Source organism: Clostridium sp. JS66, from assembly GCF_033561535.1.
Classification (GTDB): Bacteria; Bacillota; Clostridia; order Clostridiales; family Clostridiaceae; genus Clostridium_AM; species Clostridium_AM carboxidivorans.
On sequence record NZ_CP131467.1, the window covers coordinates 80,293 to 99,787 of the forward strand.

A 19,495-nucleotide genomic window follows, 5' to 3' on the forward strand; every position below is an offset into this window, starting at 1 on the left:
TTGAGTTTTAGTATGATAATAGGGCATGAAAATATAAAATTTCAGATTGTAAGTTCTATAAAGCAACAAAGGTTTTCACATGCTCATATTATTGTAGGAGAAGATGGCATAGGAAAAAGTTTTATTGCCAGGGAAACTGCTATTGAAATTTTAGGAAAGTGTGAAAACAGACAATATGCTGATATAGTAGAGTTTAAATTAGCAAAAGGTAAGAAATCAATAGGTATAGATGAAGTAAAAAGTATAATAGAAGAAACTACTAAAAAACCTTATGAAGGTAATAAAAAGGTAATTATAGTTTATAATGCAGATAAGATTACAGAAACAGCACAAAATGCATTTTTAAAAACTATAGAAGAACCACCTAAGGGTGTATTTATAATATTACTGTGTGAAAAATTAGAATTGATACTAGATACCATAAAATCAAGATGCCAAACATATAAGCTTAACAGACTAAGTGAAGAAGAAATGATGAATTTTATAAGTAGCAAATTTCCTGGATTATCAGAGATAGAATTAAAATCTGTTGTTGCATTTAGTGATGGTATACCAGGAAGAGCTGAAAAATTTATTGATGATAGTTCGTTAAGAGAAATTAGAGATACTATTATAAATGTATTAAGAACAGTTAGTACTAGTAATTTAGAAGAAATTTTATCTAATGAGAATTTTTTTGTGAAATATAAAAATGAATGGCAAGAAGTTCTAACTTGTATGTTGTCATATATAAGAGATGTACTCATATATAAGGAAACATCAAATAGGGATTTAATAATAAATATAGATAAAGTTAACGACATAAAAGATATAGCTGAAATGTTTTCATTTAATAAGTTAAATGGTATTATTAATATTATAAAAGAAACTAGAATAAAAATGGAGAAAAACGTTAACTCAACATTAGTTTTTGATTCAATGTTGCTTAAAATGCAGGAGGTATAATATGGTAAAAGTTATAGGGGTGCGTTTTAAAAAGGCTGGTAAAATATATTATTTTTCACCAGGCGATTTATATATAGAAAAAGATAGTAAAGTAATAGTAGAAACAGCTAGAGGTATAGAATTTGGTGAATGTGTAATAGGATGTAAAGAAGTAGAAGAATCCGAAATAGTTGCACCACTAAAAAGTGTCATAAGAGTGGCTACTGAAGAAGATATAAGAAAACATAATGAAAATAAGGAAAAAGAAACGGAAGCTTTTCAAATATGTTTAGAAAAGATTGAGAAGCATCAGTTAAAAATGAAACTTATAGATGTAGAATATACTTTTGATAATAATAAAGTTATATTTTATTTCACTGCAGATGGAAGAGTAGATTTTAGAGAACTTGTAAAAGATTTGGCTGCTATTTTTAGAACCAGAATAGAGTTGAGACAGATAGGTGTAAGGGATGAAGCTAAAATGATAGGAGGACTTGGACCTTGTGGAAGGACTATGTGCTGTTCTACATTTTTAGGGGATTTTGCTCCAGTATCAATAAAGATGGCAAAAGAACAAAATTTATCTTTGAATCCTACGAAGATATCAGGAATATGTGGAAGGCTTATGTGCTGCTTAAATTATGAACAAGAAACTTATGAAAAAATTAGAAAAAGATTACCTAAACCAGACTCTATTGTAAATACTCCTTATGGCAAGGGAGTAGTATTTTCAAATTCAGTAGTAAAGGAAAGTGTAAAGGTCAAAGTAAAGTCTGAAGATGGAGAAGAAACGTTAGTGGAAGTTCCAATAGATGAAGTAGAGCTAGTAACTGGTGGATTTGAAGGAAGTATTAATGAAGATGAAATAAAAATAGATGTGGATGAAGTTGAAGATCCGAATATAATTAAAGAATTATTTAAAGACAATTAAGGAGGAAAACTATGAAGTCTGTATTAAAAATTTATAATATGAATACAGCTGAAGACGTTAATAAGATTAGAATGGCAGTTTCAAGCAACGAAGGTGTAGTTGCTTGTCAAATAAATAAAGATAAAGGCGAAGTAAATGTTGTATATGATGATTATTTTGTCAATAACGATAAGCTGGTTCAGTCTATAGAAGATTTGGGTTATATAGTATTTTAAAATTGTCTTTAAAAACTTGTCCAAACGTGGTAAAATAAAAAATAGATGTGAAACATCGAATTTTAAAAGGAGGTGTTACATAATGGCTTACAAAATAGAGGATTCATGTGTAAGTTGTGGAACATGTGCTTCAGAATGTCCAGTTAACGCTATAAGTCAAGGAGATTCTATATTTGTTATAGATGAAAGTACTTGTATCGATTGTGGAAATTGTGCTAATGTTTGCCCAGTAGGAGCACCAGTTCAAGAATAGTGTTATTAACAAAAAGACTGCAATTAAGCAGTCTTTTTATTTTGATAATTATAAATAAAAATATATAAAACCAGTTTTAGGGTAAATTCTCTTTTATACCTAATATAAATATAAAATTATATAAAGATTGGTTTTTTTTGTTCGAATATCTATTATATAAAGCAAAATTGTTGAATGGAGGATAAAAATGGACATATCTGTTATCATTTTCGTTTTGGTTGGATTTGGATCTATAGTAGCAGGATTTGTAATAGAAAAAGGAGTAATAGGTTCACTTTTCCTACTTGCACCGGCTGTAATAGTATTTGGTGGAACAGCAGGAGCAGTCGGCTTAACGTTTCCAGGAGAAATTTTAAAAAGGTTACCAAAAATAATAAAGGTTGCAATAACTCCAAAAAAAATAGATTTATCAGCTCTTGTAGCATATTTTAAAGATGTATCTTATAAGACTAGAAAAAATGGATTATTAAGCCTTGAAGGAGAAATATCTGCGGATCCTAATTTAGACCCATTTATTAAGAAAGGACTTCAATTGGTAGTAGATGGAGTTGATCCACAAGCTGTTAGAAGTATTTTAGAGCTGGAATTGGAATCTACATCCGAAAGGCATAAAAAGGGAGCGGCTATTTTTGCACAAGCAGGTGGATATGCTCCTACACTTGGTATTATAGGTACGGTAATGGGACTAGTTCACATTTTGGCTGATTTGTCTGATCCGAACACCTTAGGTCCTAAAATAGCATCAGGATTCTTAGCTACATTGTATGGTCTTTCATCTGCAAACTTATTGTTTTTACCATTAGCAACTAGATTAAAAGCACTAGATGAAAAAGAATTTGGAGAAAAGTCTCTTATAATCGAAGGTATATTATATATACAAGAAGGAATAAATCCTAATACTATAGCAGAAAAATTAAAGGGATTTTTAAGTAAAGAAGAACTTAAAAAATTTGAAGGAATGGATGGTAAGCCAGAAGTATGAAGAAGAAAAAGCAAGAAGAACATGAAAATAGTGAAAGATGGCTTCTTAGTTACTCAGACTTTATGACTTTACTTATGATACTTTTTGTTGTTTTATATGCTATGAGTAATGTTGACAAAGCAAAGTTTTCTCAGCTTTCTCAATCAATGAGTATAGCTATGGGGGGCGGAAAAATAATGCAGGGTAATGAAAACTCCCCAAACATATCAAATTCAAGCCCTAGTGGAAACAGTTCAGATGGAAAGACAGAAGAGTCTAAAATGGAGGACTTAAAGAAAAAGGTTGATAGTTATTTACAAAAGAACGGAATGCAAAATAGTGTTACTACTGAAGTAGATGAAAGAGGACTTGTAGTAAGTTTAAGAGATACTTTATTTTTTGAAACAGGAAAAGCAGAAGTTATAGCAGCTTCACAAGGGAAACTTGTGGAAATAGGAAAAATATTAAATCAATTAGATAATTCAATGAGAATAGAAGGCCATACGGATAATGTTCCTATACATAATGAGCAATTTTCCGATAACTGGCAGTTATCTTCTGCTAGAGCACTTAATGTTACTGAATTACTCATAGCTAATGGAGTACCTCCTAAAAAGCTTTCATCAGTTGCATATGGAGAGTATAGACCAGTATTAGATAATTCTACAGAAGATGGTAGAGCAAGAAATAGAAGAGTTGATATAATTGTTGTAAGCAATAAGTATAATAAAATAGAGAACAATTCTATAGGAACAAATCCCTTGGGTGATCCAAGTTTAGGTGATAAGCCTATGGGGGACAAACCTATGGGAGACAATCCAGCAAATGTTCCAGATATAAGTAATAAGTAAGCCTTAAGATACACTTTAATCTTAAGGCTTAATTTTATGTAAAATTAAAGAAATTTGACAATTTAATTTATATAAATGATAATTGTTAATAAATATAATTCATTATAATATTTAAGAATAATTAATCTATTAAGTGATTATTTATTATAGAAATGAGGATAAAGCTTATGGTTGATAACTTTTTGAAAGAGGATGAAACATTAGATGACTTACAGTTAAAAGGAATTTGTGTAATACAAAAAAAAGATGCATTTAGATTTGGAGTAGATGCGGTATTGCTTGCCAACTTTGCAGTTGTAAAAAGAAATGCAGAAGTTATAGATTTATGTACTGGTACAGGAATAGTTCCATTTATATTAGCAGGAAAAACGGAAGCTTCTAAGATAGTTGGAATAGAAATACAAGAAGAAATGGTGGAAATGGCGGATAGGTCTTGTATGTTTAATAAACTAGAGGATAAAATAAAGTTTATTAATAAGGATTTAAAGGATTTAAAATTTCTCAAAAACTTATCCAAAGTAGATGTAGTTACAGTAAATCCACCTTATAAGTTGAAAAATTCTGGAATTGTAAATCCTAACGACAAAGATGCTATTGCAAGACATGAAATATGCTGTACCTTAGAAGATGTTATAAAAGCGTGTAAAGCAGTTTTAAAGGATAATGGAAGGATGTATATGATTCATAGACCAGATAGGCTTGCAGATATTATATGTCTTATGAGAAAATATAAAATTGAACCCAAGTTAATAAAGATGGTTCAACCTAATTTAAAAAAAGCTCCAAATATGTTATTAATAGAAGGTCAAAATAATGGAGGAACTTTTTTAAAATGGGAAGCACCTCTTTGTGTACATAATTTAGATGGAAGCTATACTGATGAAATTAATAAGATATACGGGAAATAAGTAAAAAATCATGCTTAAATGGAGGAACATATATGAGTATTGGAAAATTATATTTAGTACCTACACCAATAGGTAATTTAAAGGATATAACTTTAAGAGCATTAGAGGTATTAAACCAGGTAGATTTAATAGCAGCAGAAGATACAAGGCAAAGCCTGAAACTTTTAAACCATTTTAATATAAAAAAGCCTTTAATAAGTTATCATAAGCACAATGAACAAGGTAAGAGTGAAAATTTGATAGATAAGCTTAAAGAAGGAAAGAACATAGCTTTGGTAAGCGATGCTGGAACTCCGGGAATATCAGACCCAGGGGCAGTAATAGTTTCTAAGTGCATAGAAGAAAATATAGATTTTGAGGTTTTAACTGGAGCTACTGCTGTAACCACAGCATTAGTATATTCAGGTATGGATACGACAAAATTTATATTTAGAGGATTTATGTCAAGGGACAACAAGGAAAGAAAAAGTATGATGGAAGAGTTGAAAAATAGAAAAGAAACTTTAATATTTTATGAAGCACCTCATAGACTTAAAAATACTTTAGAGTTTTTAAAAAGCAATTTGGGTAATAGGAAAATATCTATATGTAGAGAACTTACAAAAATGCATGAAGAAATACTTAGATTGAATTTAAGTGAAGCTATAGATTATTATGAAGACAAAACAGTAAAAGGGGAACTTGTACTTGTAGTTGAAGGAAAAGATGAAAAAGAAATAATGAATGAGGAAACGTCAGAATGGAATGATTTGGAAATTGATGAGCATATAAAAATGTATATTGAAGAGGGGCTAAATAAAAAAGAGGCTATAAAGAAAGTGGCTAAAGATAGAAATTTGCCTAAATCTGAAATATATAAGTATTCAATTAATTTGTAAAAAATTTAGTAAATTAAGAATATTTCATGTTAATATATATGCATATTAAAATCAAAGCTTTGGATTTATTAATAAATTAAAGATTTTAATAGGATAATATTAACGATTTTAAAAAAATACTGCTATAACATTGAGATTTGATATAAATTAATGATATAATATAAACATGCAGTTTTTGGCTGCAAGTTTATTAAAAAAATAATTTAATTATATGACAAAAAAATAATTAAGAGTAATAAATGTTTTTTTATAAACATAGATGTTTTAAGCACTTATATTAAGGAATATTTTAGCGAATATTCTATATATATTTGAAATTAAAGCAAAAAAGTAATAAAAATTCTTTTTAACTAAGGAGGTTAAAGTATTGAATAAAAAAACTTTATCTGTTGTTATTGCTTTAACATTAGCAGTAACAATGAATGGAACCGTTTTAGCTGCACCATCAAGTAGTAATCCACAGATAGCTCAAGTTCAACAACAAAAACAGGATTTAGAAACAAAAGTAGAAAAATTGGACAACCAGATAACAGAAATAATGAAACAAATAGATGGTAATAAAAAGAGCATTGAAAAAACTACAGCAGATATAAAGACAACTCAGCAAGAATTAACTAATGCAGAAAACAGCATAAAGGGACAACAGGATGTATTTAATAAAAGAGTTAGGGCTATGTACATAAATGGAGCAGATAGCTACCTAGGTGTTATATTGCAGTCTGATAACTTAAGTGATTTCATATCAAGAGTTGATACTGTTAAAAAAATAGTAGGATTTGATGAAAAAGTAATAAACGATTTAAAACAAAAAAAGGACACAATAACAAAGAAAAAGGAAGCTTTAAATGCTGAGAACAATAAACTTTTAGCTTTAAAAGCAGATAATGAAAAGAAATTGGCAAGCTTTAATAATACTAGAAGTGAACAAAAAAATTTGATTGCTAGTTTAGATGCTAAGGAAAAAACTCTTAAGGCTGCAGATGCTGAAACAAATAATTTAGTTGCTTCAGCTCAAGGCCAAGTTGAAAAATACAGTGCATCATCACCAGCATTATCAAGAGGTTCATCATCAGCTAGTGCAATAGTTCAATATGCGTCAACTTTCCAAGGTGTGCCTTATGCTTGGGGAGGAAATGGTCCAAGCTCTTTTGATTGTTCTGGCTTTACTTGTTATGTTTTTGCACATTTTGGAATAAGTTTACCAAGAGTAGCTTCAGATCAACAAGGGGTAGGAGAGGCCGTATCAAGAGATCAACTTCAACCAGGAGATTTAGTTTTCTTTGGATCACCAGCTCACCATGTTGGAATATATGTAGGTGATGGATGTATGATTCATGCACCACATACTGGAGATGTAGTTAAAATATCACCATTACATTCTGATTTCAGTGGAGGAAGAAGAGTAAGGTAGAAAATATTATCATTAGTGTTAATGATATTTATAATACGTATAAAAGTCTTACAAGCTGTTGAGTTTGTAAGACTTTTTATTTATATTAATAACTTAACCTTTATACACATAAAATTTTTACTTAAATAAAAAGCCCACATGAGTTATCATGTGGACTTAAATGACTATTTACCTTCTTTTAATTCATTTAAACAATTTTTGCAAATATTTTTGCCTTTGTAGTTTACAACATCTCTTGCATCACCACAGAATATACATGCAGGCTCATATTTCTTTAATATAATTTGTTCACCATCAACATATATTTCTAAAGCATCTTTTTCTGCAATATCCAAAGTTCTTCTTAGTTCTATAGGAATAACTATTCTTCCTAATTCATCTACTCTTCTTACAACTCCAGTTGATTTCATTTGAAAATCCTCCTTTAACTCCATAATTCGACATATGTTTAATTAAATAATAGCAAATATGACATTAAAAGTCAACATGCTTTAAGAAATAAATTTACAAATTTCTTATTCACTTCCATCTATAGTTAATATACTACCAAAATATACAAATGTCAATATGTTTTTATTACAAAATACATTTTTTTACTATATTATAGAATGTTGATAAATCAATGTATGTAAAGAAAAACTATCAAGATTGTGTTCCTAATTATAGAAAAATAGGAATGAATAACAAGTAAAAATAAAATAGTAATTATATGGATAATAAAAATTTAAATGTCGAAAGTTATTTTGATTATCCAATAGTATGCAATTAATGGTTACATTTAGCAGTAGGTTTAGATTAGATTGTAAAGTTAATAATTTGTAAATATTAAATAAATTAAAAGAGTTCGCATTTTTAGCATATTTACAGGATAAGTTTTTATACTAAATTTTCACTATTGTAAAAAACAAGGAAAATTTTAATTGCAATATGTTTATTTATATGTGGTAAAATAATGATGAGTAGGTGATAACAAATGAATAGTACAAATGAATTTTTAAAAGTGTTAAAAAAGTCTTTAAATGAAGTAGGAGGTGAAGCATATTTAGTAGGGACATTTGTTAGGGAAAGACTTATAGATTTTAAAAGTCAACCATCAAAACTAGATATTATATATAATGGAGATATAAACAAGTTATTAATGTCTTTAGATAATAAACAATTCAGCTTTTATTCTCTAAAAGAAAACAAAGATACTTATAGATATAATGATAGAAATACAGTTTTTAATATAACCAAAATGAAAGAAAAAAGTATTGAAGAAGATTTAAGTAAAAGAGATTTTTCTATAAATGCAATTTCTCTTAAACTTATAGAAAATAAAATAATAGATCCTTTCAATGGAAGAAAGGCTATGAAGTGTAGAATTGTTCAAAATGTAAGTGATACAAGTATAGAAGAAGATCCAATTAGAATATTAAGAGGTATTAGGTTCTGTATAAGATATGGTATGCATTTTAATTTAGAGACAGAGAAGAAAATAGTTGACTTATCTTATAAGCTTAAAAGTTGTAACAAGGAACGATTATTTACTGAACTTATGAAGTTAATGGAGATAGATAATAATGGTAGAGCTTTTGAGGTTTTAGATAATTATGGTGTTTTAAAAAATATATTTCCTTATATGGAGGAATTAAAAACTGTAGGAAAGTGCAAATATCACACAGAAGATGCATTTACTCATATGAAGTTAACTTATGAGATGTTTAAGGATGTAGTTAAAGGAAGAATAAAAATAGAAGGACTTAGTTTGCAAAATTTAGAAGAACATATAGACAATTTTAAAGTAAGAGAATGTGTAAGTCTTGCATGTTTTTTACATGATATAGGAAAGTTTAACTGTTATAAAGAGAAAGAAGATAGTGTAAGTTTTTTGGGTCATGAAAAAGAAGGAGCTAAGATAGTTAATGATATATGTAAAGATATGAAAGTGCCTCAAAAGTCAGCTCAGCTTGTAGAAAAACTTGTAGAAGCACATATGTGTCCATTGGAAATTTTTAAAATGGATGAAAATAAAAGAATGGAAGCAGCCTATAAGTTCTTTGAAAAGTATAATAGGTATTGTGAATTTATATTGATTATTTCACTATGTGACAACTATGCAACTTATGATTCTTTGTACGAAGACACTAGAAAGCATGAATATAAGAAGTTTATTGAAGATATGATTTGTAAATATAAGCTGCAAAAATAGTTGGAATACAGGTTAAATTTTTGGAAAATATGATATAATTAGAACTATAGTTTATATTTTAGGAGGTTATTGTATGAAAATATTCATTGATACAGCTAATGTAGAAGAAATAAAGAGAGTAGCAAAATGGGGGGTACTTGATGGTGTAACAACTAATCCTTCATTAATTGCTAAAGAAGGCAGAAAATTAAAGGATGTTATTGAAGAGATTTGTGCCATTGTAGATGGTCCTATTAGTGCAGAAGTTATAAGCTTAGAAGCTGACAAGATGGTTGAAGAAGGCAGAGAGCTTTCAAAATTACATAAAAATATAGTAATAAAAATACCTATGTGTGAAGAGGGATTAAAAGCAGTTTCGATTTTAGCTAAAGAAGGTATAAGAACAAATGTTACTTTAATATTTTCAGCACAACAAGCTTTATTAGCTGCTAAAGCAGGAGCAAGTTTTGTAAGTCCATTTATGGGTAGATTAGATGATATAGGTAATGCAGGAATTATGGTTATACAAGATATAGCTGAAATATTTGAGATATATGGTATAGAAACAGAAATAATAGCAGCAAGCATAAGAACACCTATGCATGTTTTAGATTGTGCAAAAGCTGGAGCAAATATATCAACAATACCATATAAAGTATTAATGCAAATGCTTAAACATCCATTAACAGATGCAGGTATACAGAAATTCTTAGATGACTATAATAAATCACAAAAGTAGATTAAATTAAGAAATCCTAATGATAAAATCATTAGGATTATTTTTGTTAATAAAAAACATAATGTAATAATATGTGACATATATTACACGCAATTAGACAAAAAACAAAGTTATCAACAAACAAAGTTATCCACATTGTGAATAAAAACGCATAATTTTAGGTTAAAATGAACTATATCAAAGCATACAACTTATCCACAAAATCTGTGCACAACTTTTCGAAATCTGTGGATAAGTTGTAATTATGTGAATTAATCCACAATACATAACAATGAAATTAATTAGATTAAGATTCTTCTATACTTTGAAAAGTTGAAACAATAAAATCAAATTCTTCAGGATCTGTAATTTCACCATAAGTATCTTCGGATATTCCTGGGTAATAATGAAGTATAAATTTTTCTTTGGTTAGGACATTTTGAATTATTATATATTTATTATCTACTTCTACATCTTGAAGAGTTGATAAAACAATATATCTGTCATCATCACCTGTTCTATTATTAGTTAAATTCAAAGTGAAATTATCATGTTTTGTAACATTTATTTTTTTGTGATCACAGGAGATTATTTTTGAGTTATCTTTGCAGCCTAAGCAACTATCAAATTTACAATTGGCAGTACAATTTAAGCATTGGCATTTGCTGCATTTTTCTAGTTGATCTAAAGAATCTAAATTTTCATCTCTGTAATCTTTAATTAAATCCACAGACTTATCATTTTTAAATATACCTAAAAATCCACTTTTATTAATTTCAGACATTGATGCATCAATAAGTTCCATATATTTTTTTAAAATGTGAATTTTAGATACATACTTTCTGCCTTTTAATGTACTTTGATCTAAAAAAGGTGATATGTTATCAATAGCATAAGTTATGTCTACATATATTTTACTATATTTATCTTTTTCTATTTTCAGAAATTCTTCAGCTTTATTCATAATAAATCACCTTAGTTCTGTTTATATTTTTTTAATTCTTCATCAAGATCAGTTTCTTTTAATTTTTCAAATTCCTTTTCTAAAGAATTATCTTCTCTTAGATCTCCTAGGCCTTCTGCTAAGGCTTCTTTTCTTTGAACCTTTCTTTCTATATCATCTAAGTTTATTTTATTGCTTCCAGCATCTACATTTGATAAAATTTCGTTGACCTTTTTACTAGCTTCAGCATTATTAAATCTAGCTGAGGCTTCATCTCTATAAGCTCTAGTTTTTTCTATTTCATTTTCTAGTTCTCTAAGTTTTGCTTTTAATGTTTCAGCTTTTTTACTAGCATCTTCATAGCTAGTTTTTAAAGAATTATAAGTTTTATCACATTCTAGTTTTTTTGCAAGAGCCTTTTTAGCTAAATCTTCATTGCCCTTACTCATAGCAAGTTTAACTTTTTCATCAAAATCTTCTGAATCCCTTTTTGCAGTAGCCATTTTCTTCTCAATTTCATGAACATTACCTAAGATTTGAGCGGAAGATAATTTAGCTTTATTTAAACTTTCCTCCATATCCCTAATCTTTTGGTCTAAAAGTTCAATTGGATTTTCAACCTCATCCAAAGCATTATTAACCTTAGCTTTAAACATGTTAGACATTCTTGAAAATATTCCCATAGTAAAATCCTCCTTAATTATCTTCTTCTATTTTTTATTAATCTAATAATAAATAATATTATTATTACAAAGATTATAAACTTGAATATGGTTCCTAAAAAGCTTCCGGTACTGTAACCATAACCGGAACTATATCCATGTCCCCAAGGGATTGGTATAGGTATTGGAATAGGTAAAAATGATCTTCTACTTCCACTATCGTAACTTCGAGATGTTCCACTATTTGAGCTACTGTTTGATGTTTGTGAATTAGAGTTTCCCGAAGAGGATTTAGGTGAATTTGAAAAACTTCCGGATTTAAAATCCCCATTTGAGGATTTAGAGCTTCCCGATGAAGACTTAGATGACGAAGAACTTCCAGAACTACTAGAAGATTTAGGGGAAGAGAAGCTTCCGGATTTAAAACTACCACCTGAACTTCTGGAACTTCCTGATCCTTTAGCAAAGGCTATAGTATAATTATTATTTACACCTAAGGTACTTGCTAATTGAGGATTAAAAATATCTGTTGATAAGAATAAAAAAGCAAGTAATAAGCATATAAAAAATCTTTTCTTATTTATTTTGTTCACCCCCCAAGAAAATAGGATTGCTTTTTATTATATGTTAGCATATTATGCCGTATTATTGGATAGAAATAATAATAAATTTTATTAATTTAACTATAAAAATATTATATAGTATGGCATACTTTATAACAATGTTTAAAATAGCTCGTTTGGGTGAAATTATAACTCTTTAAACTGATTATTAAGTGTAAGGATAAGAATAGCATCATATAGCTTAAGATTTTAATGTAATATGCAATGTAATGTGTAATTTTTTAAGTTGTAAAGAGTTTATATATACCTTATAATATAAATGTACAAAAGTATATATAGAATATAAGTTAATATAAAATGTGTTAATAATAATAGTTATAAAGGAAAGGTGGTGAAAATTTGGTTCTTATTTTACAATTAAAAATAAATTAAGAATCAAAGTTATTGTATGGAAAAAAATAAATTTACTATAGAATGCATAGATGAGATTGCTAAAGATATATCTAAAAATACTATAGTTTCTTATGAAGATTTGCCAAGATATGATTTATTTTTATCACAGGTCATAGATTATCTTAATGATAAATTTTTAGATGAAAAATATACTAATAATATAGTTCAAAATTATATTAAAAATGAAATCATATCAAAACCAGAAGATGGAAAAAAGAGGGGGTATACTAAGCTGCATTTAGCACAGCTAGTACTTCTTAGTTACATGAGACCAATACTCACTACTCAGGAGATAAAAAAAGTTTTTTGCTTGGCTTTTAATGATATAAATGACAGGGACGATGATATTATATCCTGGGAAAAAGCTTATAAAAATTTTTCGGATATACAACAAGATAGTTTTGAAGAATTTATATCAAAGCAGCATTTTGATGGAGATAAGATTGATAAGATAGTAGAGAATATGAATTTAAAAAAAGAGGAACAGGAACGAATAAAGGTATTTTTTATAGTAATGACTTTAATTTGTCAGGCTAGTGCTATAAAAAAATTAGTACAAAATATAGTAGATAATTATGAAAATAATATTTAAGTTCATAGAAATGTAGTATAGGTGTTGTATAACTTCGGATTTGTTGCATAAATATTTATTAAAAGTTAGCTAGGTGAATTTGAACTACACTCGATTCAATTGGTAGAGTGTAGTTTAAATTTACCTAGTTTTTTTATTTATGAAATAAAAATAAGATATTTAAGTAAAATATACTAGAAATTTTTTTAAATATAATATATAATATATGTATAAATATACAAAAGAAAGAATAATTATAATTCAAAATAGATTAGAACTATATAAATATAAAGGGGGTATTTAAGTGTTTAATTTAAAGAATAGAAGTTTTTTAACTTTAATGGATTTTACACCTAAAGAAATAAATTTTTTAATAAACTTAGCAAAGGAACTAAAGAATGCAAAATATGCAGGAACTGAAAAACAGATGCTTAAGGGAAAAAATATAGTATTATTATTCCAAAAGGATTCTACAAGGACTAGATGTGCTTTTGAAGTTGGGGCAATGGATCAAGGTGCAAATGTTACATACATTGGACCTACAGGCAGTCAAATGGGAAAAAAGGAATCTATAGCAGATACTGCAAGGGTTCTAGGAAGGATGTATGATGGTATAGAATATAGAGGGTACAGCCAAAAGGTTGTAGAAACTTTGGCAAAATATTCAGGAGTACCTGTATGGAATGGGTTAACTGACGAGGATCATCCGACTCAAGTTTTAGCAGATTTCTTAACTATAAAGGAAAATATTAATAAGCCATTAAATCAAGTAAAATTTGTATATGTTGGTGATGGTAGAAACAATATGGCCAATGCTCTTATGATAGGTGCGTCAAAGATGGGAATGGACTTTAGAATAGTAGCTCCAAAAGAATTATTTCCACATTCTGATATATTAGAAAAATGCAGTGTAGTTGCTGAACAAAATGGAGGAAGTATAACCATTACAGATGATATAAGAAAAGGTGTAGAGCATGTGGATGTGATATATACGGATGTTTGGTTATCAATGGGTGAGCCAGAAGAAGAATGGGAACAACGTATAGAGCTTTTAAAGCCATATCAGGTAAATATGGATATGATAAAAAATACTCTTAACGAAAATGTAAAGTTTCTCCATTGCTTGCCAGCATTTCATGATACAAGTACTAAAGTAGGAGAACAAATATACGACAAATATGGACTAGAGTGTATGGAAGTTACTAATGAAGTATTTGAAAGTGAATATTCATTGGTGTTTGATGAAGCTGAAAATAGAATGCATACAATAAAAGCAGTCATGGTAGCAACTTTAGGAAAGTAAAATAGTATTAATATTAAATTGATGAATTTATTAAAAACCCTATGTAAAAAATAATAGTTACATAGGGTTTTGTTATGTAAGTTAGCGAAAAATCAATGCATAAAATTACGTGAATTTTGAAGATTAGGAGGTAATATTGACGTATGTTATTATTAAAAGTAAAATTAAATAAGGGGATTTGATAATTATGTATATATATGGAGATGATAATAGATGAATTTTCTTAGAGAAATATTGAGAAAAGAAACAACTAAGGAAATATCAGTTTTTATAATTGTAGCAATACTTATTTATGCATTAAAGAATATTATTGATTTATTTTTGTTAACATTTTTATTTACATACTTAATTTATAGTTTAGAAAAGATTATTATAGTTAATTTGAGAAAGTATATAAAGTTAAAAGAAGTATTTATAACTATAGCTTTATATCTTATAATTTTTACGCTTTTAATATATTTTGTATATAAGTATATTCCTTTAATAGTAAACCAGAGCGTAATATTAGCTAATGGGTTTATTGGAGGAAAGTCTCAATATAGCATAAATAAAGTACAGCAGTATTTATATCCTTTAATAGGGCAGGTTGATATAAAAGGTTATTTAAAAAATGAGGTAAGTACTATAGTTCAGTTTATTACAAGTTTAGGAAAATGGGGGATAAATATAATTTTAGCGTTGGTGTTAAGCTTATTTTTTATGCTTGAAAGGACTAACGTCAGGAGGTTTCTAATTAAGTTTAAAACCAGTAGGATTTCAATAATGTACAAGTATGTAGTATTGTTTTGGAAGGATTTTTTAATTTTTTTTGGTAAGGTTGTACAGCTTCAAATGTTGATTGCAGTTACTAACTCTATTCTTTCGCTAATAATGTTAAGTGTAATGAATTTCCCTGAATCTATTGCACTTGCATTTATGATATTTATATTTAGTTTAATTCCAATTGTAGGTATTATTATGGCTTTAATTCCTCTTTCTATAATTGCTTTTAATATTGGAGGTATGATTAAAGTTATATATGTAATATCAATGATAGTACTTTTATATGCAGTAGAAAATTATGTACTAACACCTCAATTTATGTCTTCAAAAACTAAAATACCTGTTTTCTTTGTTTTTATAGTGTTAATAATATCTCAGCATTTCATGGGTATGTGGGGACTTTTGGTTGGAATACCTTTATTCATGTTTATTTTGCATATGGTTGGTATAAATCTTAATAAAAAATAAGAAATACAGGAACTACGGGTTAGATTCTGTATTTCTTATTTTTATTCAACTTAGATTTTTTCAACTAAACATATACTTTGAGCGGATATTCCTTCCCTTTTGCCTGTAAAACCTAACCCTTCTTCAGTAGTTGCCTTTACACTTACTTTATCAATATCTATTTCTAAGGCTTCAGCTATGTTTTTTTTCATATCGTCAATGAAAGGTGATAATTTAGGAGATTGAGCAATTATAATTGAATCTATATTTTCAACCATATATCTTTTTGAATTTATTAGGGCACCTACCTTTTTTAATAATACTAAGCTAGAAATATTCTTGTAACAAGGATCTGTATCTGGAAAATGTTTGCCTATATCTCCTAAAGATAGAGAACCAAGTAAGCTGTCCATTATGGCATGTAAGAGTACATCTGCATCAGAATGGCCTAATAATCCTTTGTCATAAGGTATATTTACTCCACCAAGAATGAGAAGCCTATTTTCAACAAGTTTATGCACATCATAACCTATTCCTATTCTCATAATAAAACCTCCAAAGTTTTTATTTATATTTTATCACAGAAAAAAAAAGGTGCATAATCATTGCACCTTAGGAGATGTCTCGGTTATAATGTATCACTTTTTTAGTATCACTTGGATCAGATGGAGTATTTGTAGAGTTAAATATTTTTCTAAAGAAGTTTTTTAATATGGATAATATGGATTGTTTTTTATTTTTATTTTTAGTAAAATCTACGAAAATAACTTTATCTCTCATAATATTCCCACCCTTCATGAAAATACATATTATAATAAAATAATAACATAAAATCTTGAAAATGTTAAGAAAATTCAAAAAATATTATCGAAAACATATTGCAAAATTATAAGCTATATTATAGGATAAACTTAACTATAGAAAAATATTCATTAAAATTATGAAAATATATAATAATATTATTAGATGCTATTAGTATAAATTTATGTAGTTGCTAAGTTTCAATTAATTTTAAATTTTTTATATTGTAATTTAGTGAAACTTAGCATTAAAAAAGAAAAAGAAATCAATTGTACCAGTGGGCCTTGCATAGTATATTATATGATTTTTACACCATATATGTTAAAGTAAATCTGAAAAATTAATAAAAAATGTTGAGTTATACACAAGTTGTCCACAGAACTGTGGATAATGTGTATAAATGTTAATATATTTTGCAAGGAATTGACCTATTTATTAATTTTTTGCGTGAATATTTAGTAATCCACCATAAGTTTCACAAGTTATGAACAAGCTATCTGTGGATAATGTTGATAACCTTTAGAATATACAGTAAGTTAAAGTTTATTATAGAGATCAATTTTAAGTGATTATTTTTAATAAACATAGTGCTAAAATGTAAAAGTTAGTAAAGATTATAATGCATTGCTCAATGATATCAATAAAATAGTAAAAGAAAAATAACTTTAATTTGTACTAACAAGTTATCAACATGTAAAATGTTAATAATGTGGACAACTTTCTAATTAAAATTTACATATTTCCAGTACAAATTAAACATAATTTATATTATAATAAAATTTGTCTATAAGAATATAATGGTGTTTTGTATATAAATGAAAATTAGGAAAGAAGTGAAAGTATGAATAGAAAATATAAAAAGTTAACATTATTAATGGTTATTGTCCTTATGATAGGAGTTTTGAGCTACAATTTTATTAATGGAAGAAAGGCAAAATCTCATAGTGAAAAAACTACAAAACAGCAAGTTAGTAACACTAAAGAAACTAGTACAACAAAGAACAAAAATGAAACTGCACAAAATAATGAAAAAGACAGAGAATTTAAAGATGGAATCCTTAAATATAATGATAAATCTGTACCTGTAATTATGTATCATTCTATTGATTATGAAGCAGGAAATGAACTTAGAGTTCCTAAAGAAAAATTTAGAGAGCAAATGAAATACTTAAAGGATAATGGTTATACAACATTAACTTTAGGAGAATTGTATAATTTTATGTCTAACAATAAACCTGTTCCTGAAAAGTCAGTAGTTTTAACTTTTGATGATGGCTATAAGGATAATTATGAAAATGCTTATCCTGTGCTAAAGGAATTTGGATTTAAGGCTACCGTATTTATTATTACTAATTGCATAGATAAGGATAAAGGTTTTTTAACATCAGCTCAATTAAAGGAAATGCAGCATAATGGTATAGATATAGAAAGTCATACTTTAAATCATGACAAATTAAATGAATTGCCATATGATAAACAACTTGAAACATTAAAGGGTTCAAAGGAGTTTTTAGAGAAGCTTCTTAATAAAAAGGTAAAATATATAGGCTATCCTTATGGAAAATGCAACAATGATACTGTAAAGGCAGCTAAGGATGCAGGCTATGTTATGGCTTTTACTACTGAAAGCGGTTGGTCTAACAAAAATCAAGGTATATACACATTAAATAGAGTATATATTTCAGCAAACCATGATATGAAAGAATTTGAAAGAAGAATAAGTAATTTAAATTATAATGTTAGTACTACTACTAGTAGTAAAAAGAAAGTTAAAGGGCAATAAACATAAGCTTCTTTATCCGAAAAACTAATTATCGGATAAAGAGGCTTCTTCAGTTTTTATAGAAGTAGAAGTTAATTTGTTTATAGTTTTTAATTCGCTTGGAGTTAGGTATCTCCATTTACCTACAGGAATATCTTTCAACGTTACATTCATTATTCTAATTCTTTTTAACTTTAATACATTGTAACCTAATGCCTCACACATCCTTCTAATTTGCCTGTTTAGCCCTTGAGTTAATATTATTCTAAATACGTGGGAACCTTCTTTATACACTTTACAAGGTTTAGTTACAGTATTTAATATGCTAACACCAGAGGCCATTTCCTTTAAAAACGAATTTGTAATACATTTATCCACAGTAACAATATATTCTTTTTCATGATTGTTGCCAGCCCTTAAAATTTTATTTACAATATCACCATCATTGGTTAAAAATATTAATCCTTCCGAATCTTTATCTAGCCTTCCAATATGAAATATTCTTTTAGGATAGTTCACAAAGTCCACTATATTATTTTTAATTTTTTTTTCAGTAGTGCATATTATACCTACAGGTTTGTTTAGGGCAATATACACCTTATCATCTTTTTCAGTAAGAAGTTTACCGTCCAATTTTACTTCATCCCTAGAGTTTACTCTAGAACCTAATTCTGCTGTGGTACCATTTATAGTAACTCTTTTTTCTTGTATTAGTGTATCAGCTTCTCTTCTAGAACAAATACCTTTTTCACTTATAAATTTGTTTATTCTCATAGAATCTGAATTTTCATTATGGTTTATTTTGTTTTTATGCAACTCAATAAAATCTCCTTCCTTTTGTTAGTGATTTAGTTATATGCAAATTTTAAAGTATTATTTATAAATGATATCAAATTTTTTAGCTAATTAGCAAGTTTTATATTAAATAGACGAATATTCATAATATGGGGTTAAAATTATTTAAATAAATATAGAAGTTTTTTAATATATTATTACATAGAAGAAAAT

At 27.7% G+C, this 19,495-nt stretch carries 22 protein-coding genes; 15 read left to right on the forward strand and 7 right to left on the reverse strand.

Annotation, left to right across the window (positions count from 1 at the left end):
- From Q6H37_RS00400 to Q6H37_RS00440, 9 genes are all read left to right on the forward strand, one after another.
- Positions 1-945, forward strand: coding sequence for a DNA polymerase III subunit delta' (locus tag Q6H37_RS00400; RefSeq protein WP_318738661.1), 945 nt, complete (start codon positions 1-3; stop codon positions 943-945).
- 1 nt (position 946) lies between these two features.
- Positions 947-1,855 (forward strand): stage 0 sporulation family protein, encoded by a 909-nt coding sequence (locus tag Q6H37_RS00405; protein ID WP_318738662.1) that lies wholly within the window; start codon positions 947-949, stop codon positions 1,853-1,855.
- Between the two features lie 11 nt (positions 1,856-1,866).
- Positions 1,867-2,070 carry a heavy-metal-associated domain-containing protein gene (locus Q6H37_RS00410; protein WP_318738663.1) on the forward strand — a complete coding sequence of 68 codons (204 nt, stop codon included), beginning with the start codon at positions 1,867-1,869 and terminating at the stop codon, positions 2,068-2,070.
- 82 nt (positions 2,071-2,152) lie between these two features.
- Complete coding sequence (locus Q6H37_RS00415) at positions 2,153-2,323, forward strand: DUF362 domain-containing protein (protein ID WP_007063051.1); 171 nt, start codon at positions 2,153-2,155, stop codon at positions 2,321-2,323.
- 187 nt (positions 2,324-2,510) lie between these two features.
- Positions 2,511-3,305, forward strand: a complete 795-nt coding sequence (locus Q6H37_RS00420; protein ID WP_318738664.1) for a flagellar motor protein — start codon at positions 2,511-2,513, stop codon at positions 3,303-3,305.
- A complete protein-coding gene (locus Q6H37_RS00425) occupies positions 3,302-4,135 on the forward strand; it encodes a flagellar motor protein MotB (protein WP_318738665.1) in 834 nt (277 codons plus the stop codon). Before Q6H37_RS00420 ends, Q6H37_RS00425 begins: the two co-directional genes overlap by 4 nt.
- A 167-nt stretch (positions 4,136-4,302) precedes the next feature.
- Positions 4,303-5,043 carry a tRNA1(Val) (adenine(37)-N6)-methyltransferase gene (locus tag Q6H37_RS00430; RefSeq protein ID WP_318738666.1) on the forward strand — a complete coding sequence of 247 codons (741 nt, stop codon included), beginning with the start codon at positions 4,303-4,305 and terminating at the stop codon, positions 5,041-5,043.
- Between the two features lie 32 nt (positions 5,044-5,075).
- The gene (gene rsmI / locus Q6H37_RS00435; protein WP_318738667.1) at positions 5,076-5,921 is read left to right on the forward strand and encodes a 16S rRNA (cytidine(1402)-2'-O)-methyltransferase; all 846 of its coding nucleotides are present in this window, start codon (positions 5,076-5,078) and stop codon (positions 5,919-5,921) included.
- Positions 5,922-6,288: 367 nt separating this feature from the next.
- Positions 6,289-7,332 (forward strand): NlpC/P60 family protein, encoded by a 1,044-nt coding sequence (locus Q6H37_RS00440; RefSeq protein WP_318738668.1) that lies wholly within the window; start codon positions 6,289-6,291, stop codon positions 7,330-7,332.
- A 164-nt stretch (positions 7,333-7,496) separates the two neighbouring features.
- Here the strand turns inward: Q6H37_RS00440 and Q6H37_RS00445 are convergent, their stop codons facing one another.
- On the reverse strand, positions 7,497-7,742 hold the full coding sequence (locus Q6H37_RS00445; protein ID WP_029161170.1) for an AbrB/MazE/SpoVT family DNA-binding domain-containing protein: 246 nt from the start codon (positions 7,740-7,742) through the stop codon (positions 7,497-7,499).
- A gap of 563 nt (positions 7,743-8,305) precedes the next feature.
- On the opposite strand from Q6H37_RS00445, the gene Q6H37_RS00450 reads away from it, so the two are divergent.
- Both Q6H37_RS00450 and fsa read left to right on the forward strand, forming a co-directional pair.
- Entirely contained in the window at positions 8,306-9,523 is a 1,218-nt protein-coding gene (locus Q6H37_RS00450; protein WP_318738669.1) for an HD domain-containing protein, read from the forward strand.
- 73 nt (positions 9,524-9,596) lie between these two features.
- Positions 9,597-10,241, forward strand: a complete 645-nt coding sequence (gene fsa, locus Q6H37_RS00455) for a fructose-6-phosphate aldolase (RefSeq protein WP_318738670.1) — start codon at positions 9,597-9,599, stop codon at positions 10,239-10,241.
- Positions 10,242-10,527: 286 nt separating this feature from the next.
- Here fsa and Q6H37_RS00460 read toward each other — a convergent pair whose 3' ends face one another.
- From Q6H37_RS00460 to Q6H37_RS00470, 3 genes are read right to left on the reverse strand one after another with little or no spacing between them, the layout of a single operon-like run.
- Positions 10,528-11,184, reverse strand: coding sequence for a DUF1292 domain-containing protein (locus tag Q6H37_RS00460; protein WP_318738671.1), 657 nt, complete (start codon positions 11,182-11,184; stop codon positions 10,528-10,530).
- Positions 11,185-11,195: 11 nt separating this feature from the next.
- Positions 11,196-11,846 (reverse strand): PspA/IM30 family protein, encoded by a 651-nt coding sequence (locus tag Q6H37_RS00465; protein WP_007064296.1) that lies wholly within the window; start codon positions 11,844-11,846, stop codon positions 11,196-11,198.
- A gap of 17 nt (positions 11,847-11,863) precedes the next feature.
- Positions 11,864-12,418: a hypothetical protein gene (locus Q6H37_RS00470; RefSeq protein WP_318738672.1), complete on the reverse strand. Its 555-nt coding sequence runs from the start codon at positions 12,416-12,418 to the stop codon at positions 11,864-11,866.
- A gap of 418 nt (positions 12,419-12,836) precedes the next feature.
- Here Q6H37_RS00470 and Q6H37_RS00475 point away from each other — a divergent pair, with 418 nt between their 5' ends.
- From Q6H37_RS00475 to Q6H37_RS00485, 3 genes are all read left to right on the forward strand, one after another.
- Positions 12,837-13,433, forward strand: coding sequence for a DUF1836 domain-containing protein (locus Q6H37_RS00475; RefSeq protein ID WP_318738673.1), 597 nt, complete (start codon positions 12,837-12,839; stop codon positions 13,431-13,433).
- Positions 13,434-13,716: 283 nt separating this feature from the next.
- The gene (gene argF / locus Q6H37_RS00480; RefSeq protein ID WP_318738674.1) at positions 13,717-14,715 is read left to right on the forward strand and encodes an ornithine carbamoyltransferase; all 999 of its coding nucleotides are present in this window, start codon (positions 13,717-13,719) and stop codon (positions 14,713-14,715) included.
- Positions 14,716-14,928: 213 nt separating this feature from the next.
- Positions 14,929-15,945, forward strand: a complete 1,017-nt coding sequence (locus tag Q6H37_RS00485) for an AI-2E family transporter (RefSeq protein WP_318738675.1) — start codon at positions 14,929-14,931, stop codon at positions 15,943-15,945.
- Between the two features lie 50 nt (positions 15,946-15,995).
- Here the strand turns inward: Q6H37_RS00485 and ispF are convergent, their stop codons facing one another.
- Together ispF and Q6H37_RS00495 are read right to left on the reverse strand one after the other, a co-directional pair.
- Positions 15,996-16,469, reverse strand: a complete 474-nt coding sequence (gene ispF, locus Q6H37_RS00490) for a 2-C-methyl-D-erythritol 2,4-cyclodiphosphate synthase (RefSeq protein WP_318738676.1) — start codon at positions 16,467-16,469, stop codon at positions 15,996-15,998.
- Positions 16,470-16,536: 67 nt separating this feature from the next.
- The gene (locus Q6H37_RS00495; RefSeq protein WP_318738677.1) at positions 16,537-16,704 is read right to left on the reverse strand and encodes a hypothetical protein; all 168 of its coding nucleotides are present in this window, start codon (positions 16,702-16,704) and stop codon (positions 16,537-16,539) included.
- A gap of 862 nt (positions 16,705-17,566) precedes the next feature.
- Between Q6H37_RS00495 and Q6H37_RS00500 the strand changes: the two genes are divergently transcribed.
- The gene (locus tag Q6H37_RS00500) at positions 17,567-18,508 is read left to right on the forward strand and encodes a polysaccharide deacetylase family protein (RefSeq protein WP_318738678.1); all 942 of its coding nucleotides are present in this window, start codon (positions 17,567-17,569) and stop codon (positions 18,506-18,508) included.
- 24 nt (positions 18,509-18,532) lie between these two features.
- On the opposite strand, the gene rluF is transcribed toward Q6H37_RS00500, so the two are convergent.
- The gene (rluF, locus tag Q6H37_RS00505) at positions 18,533-19,261 is read right to left on the reverse strand and encodes a 23S rRNA pseudouridine(2604) synthase RluF (RefSeq protein WP_318742881.1); all 729 of its coding nucleotides are present in this window, start codon (positions 19,259-19,261) and stop codon (positions 18,533-18,535) included.
- Positions 19,262-19,495 lie beyond the last annotated feature (234 nt).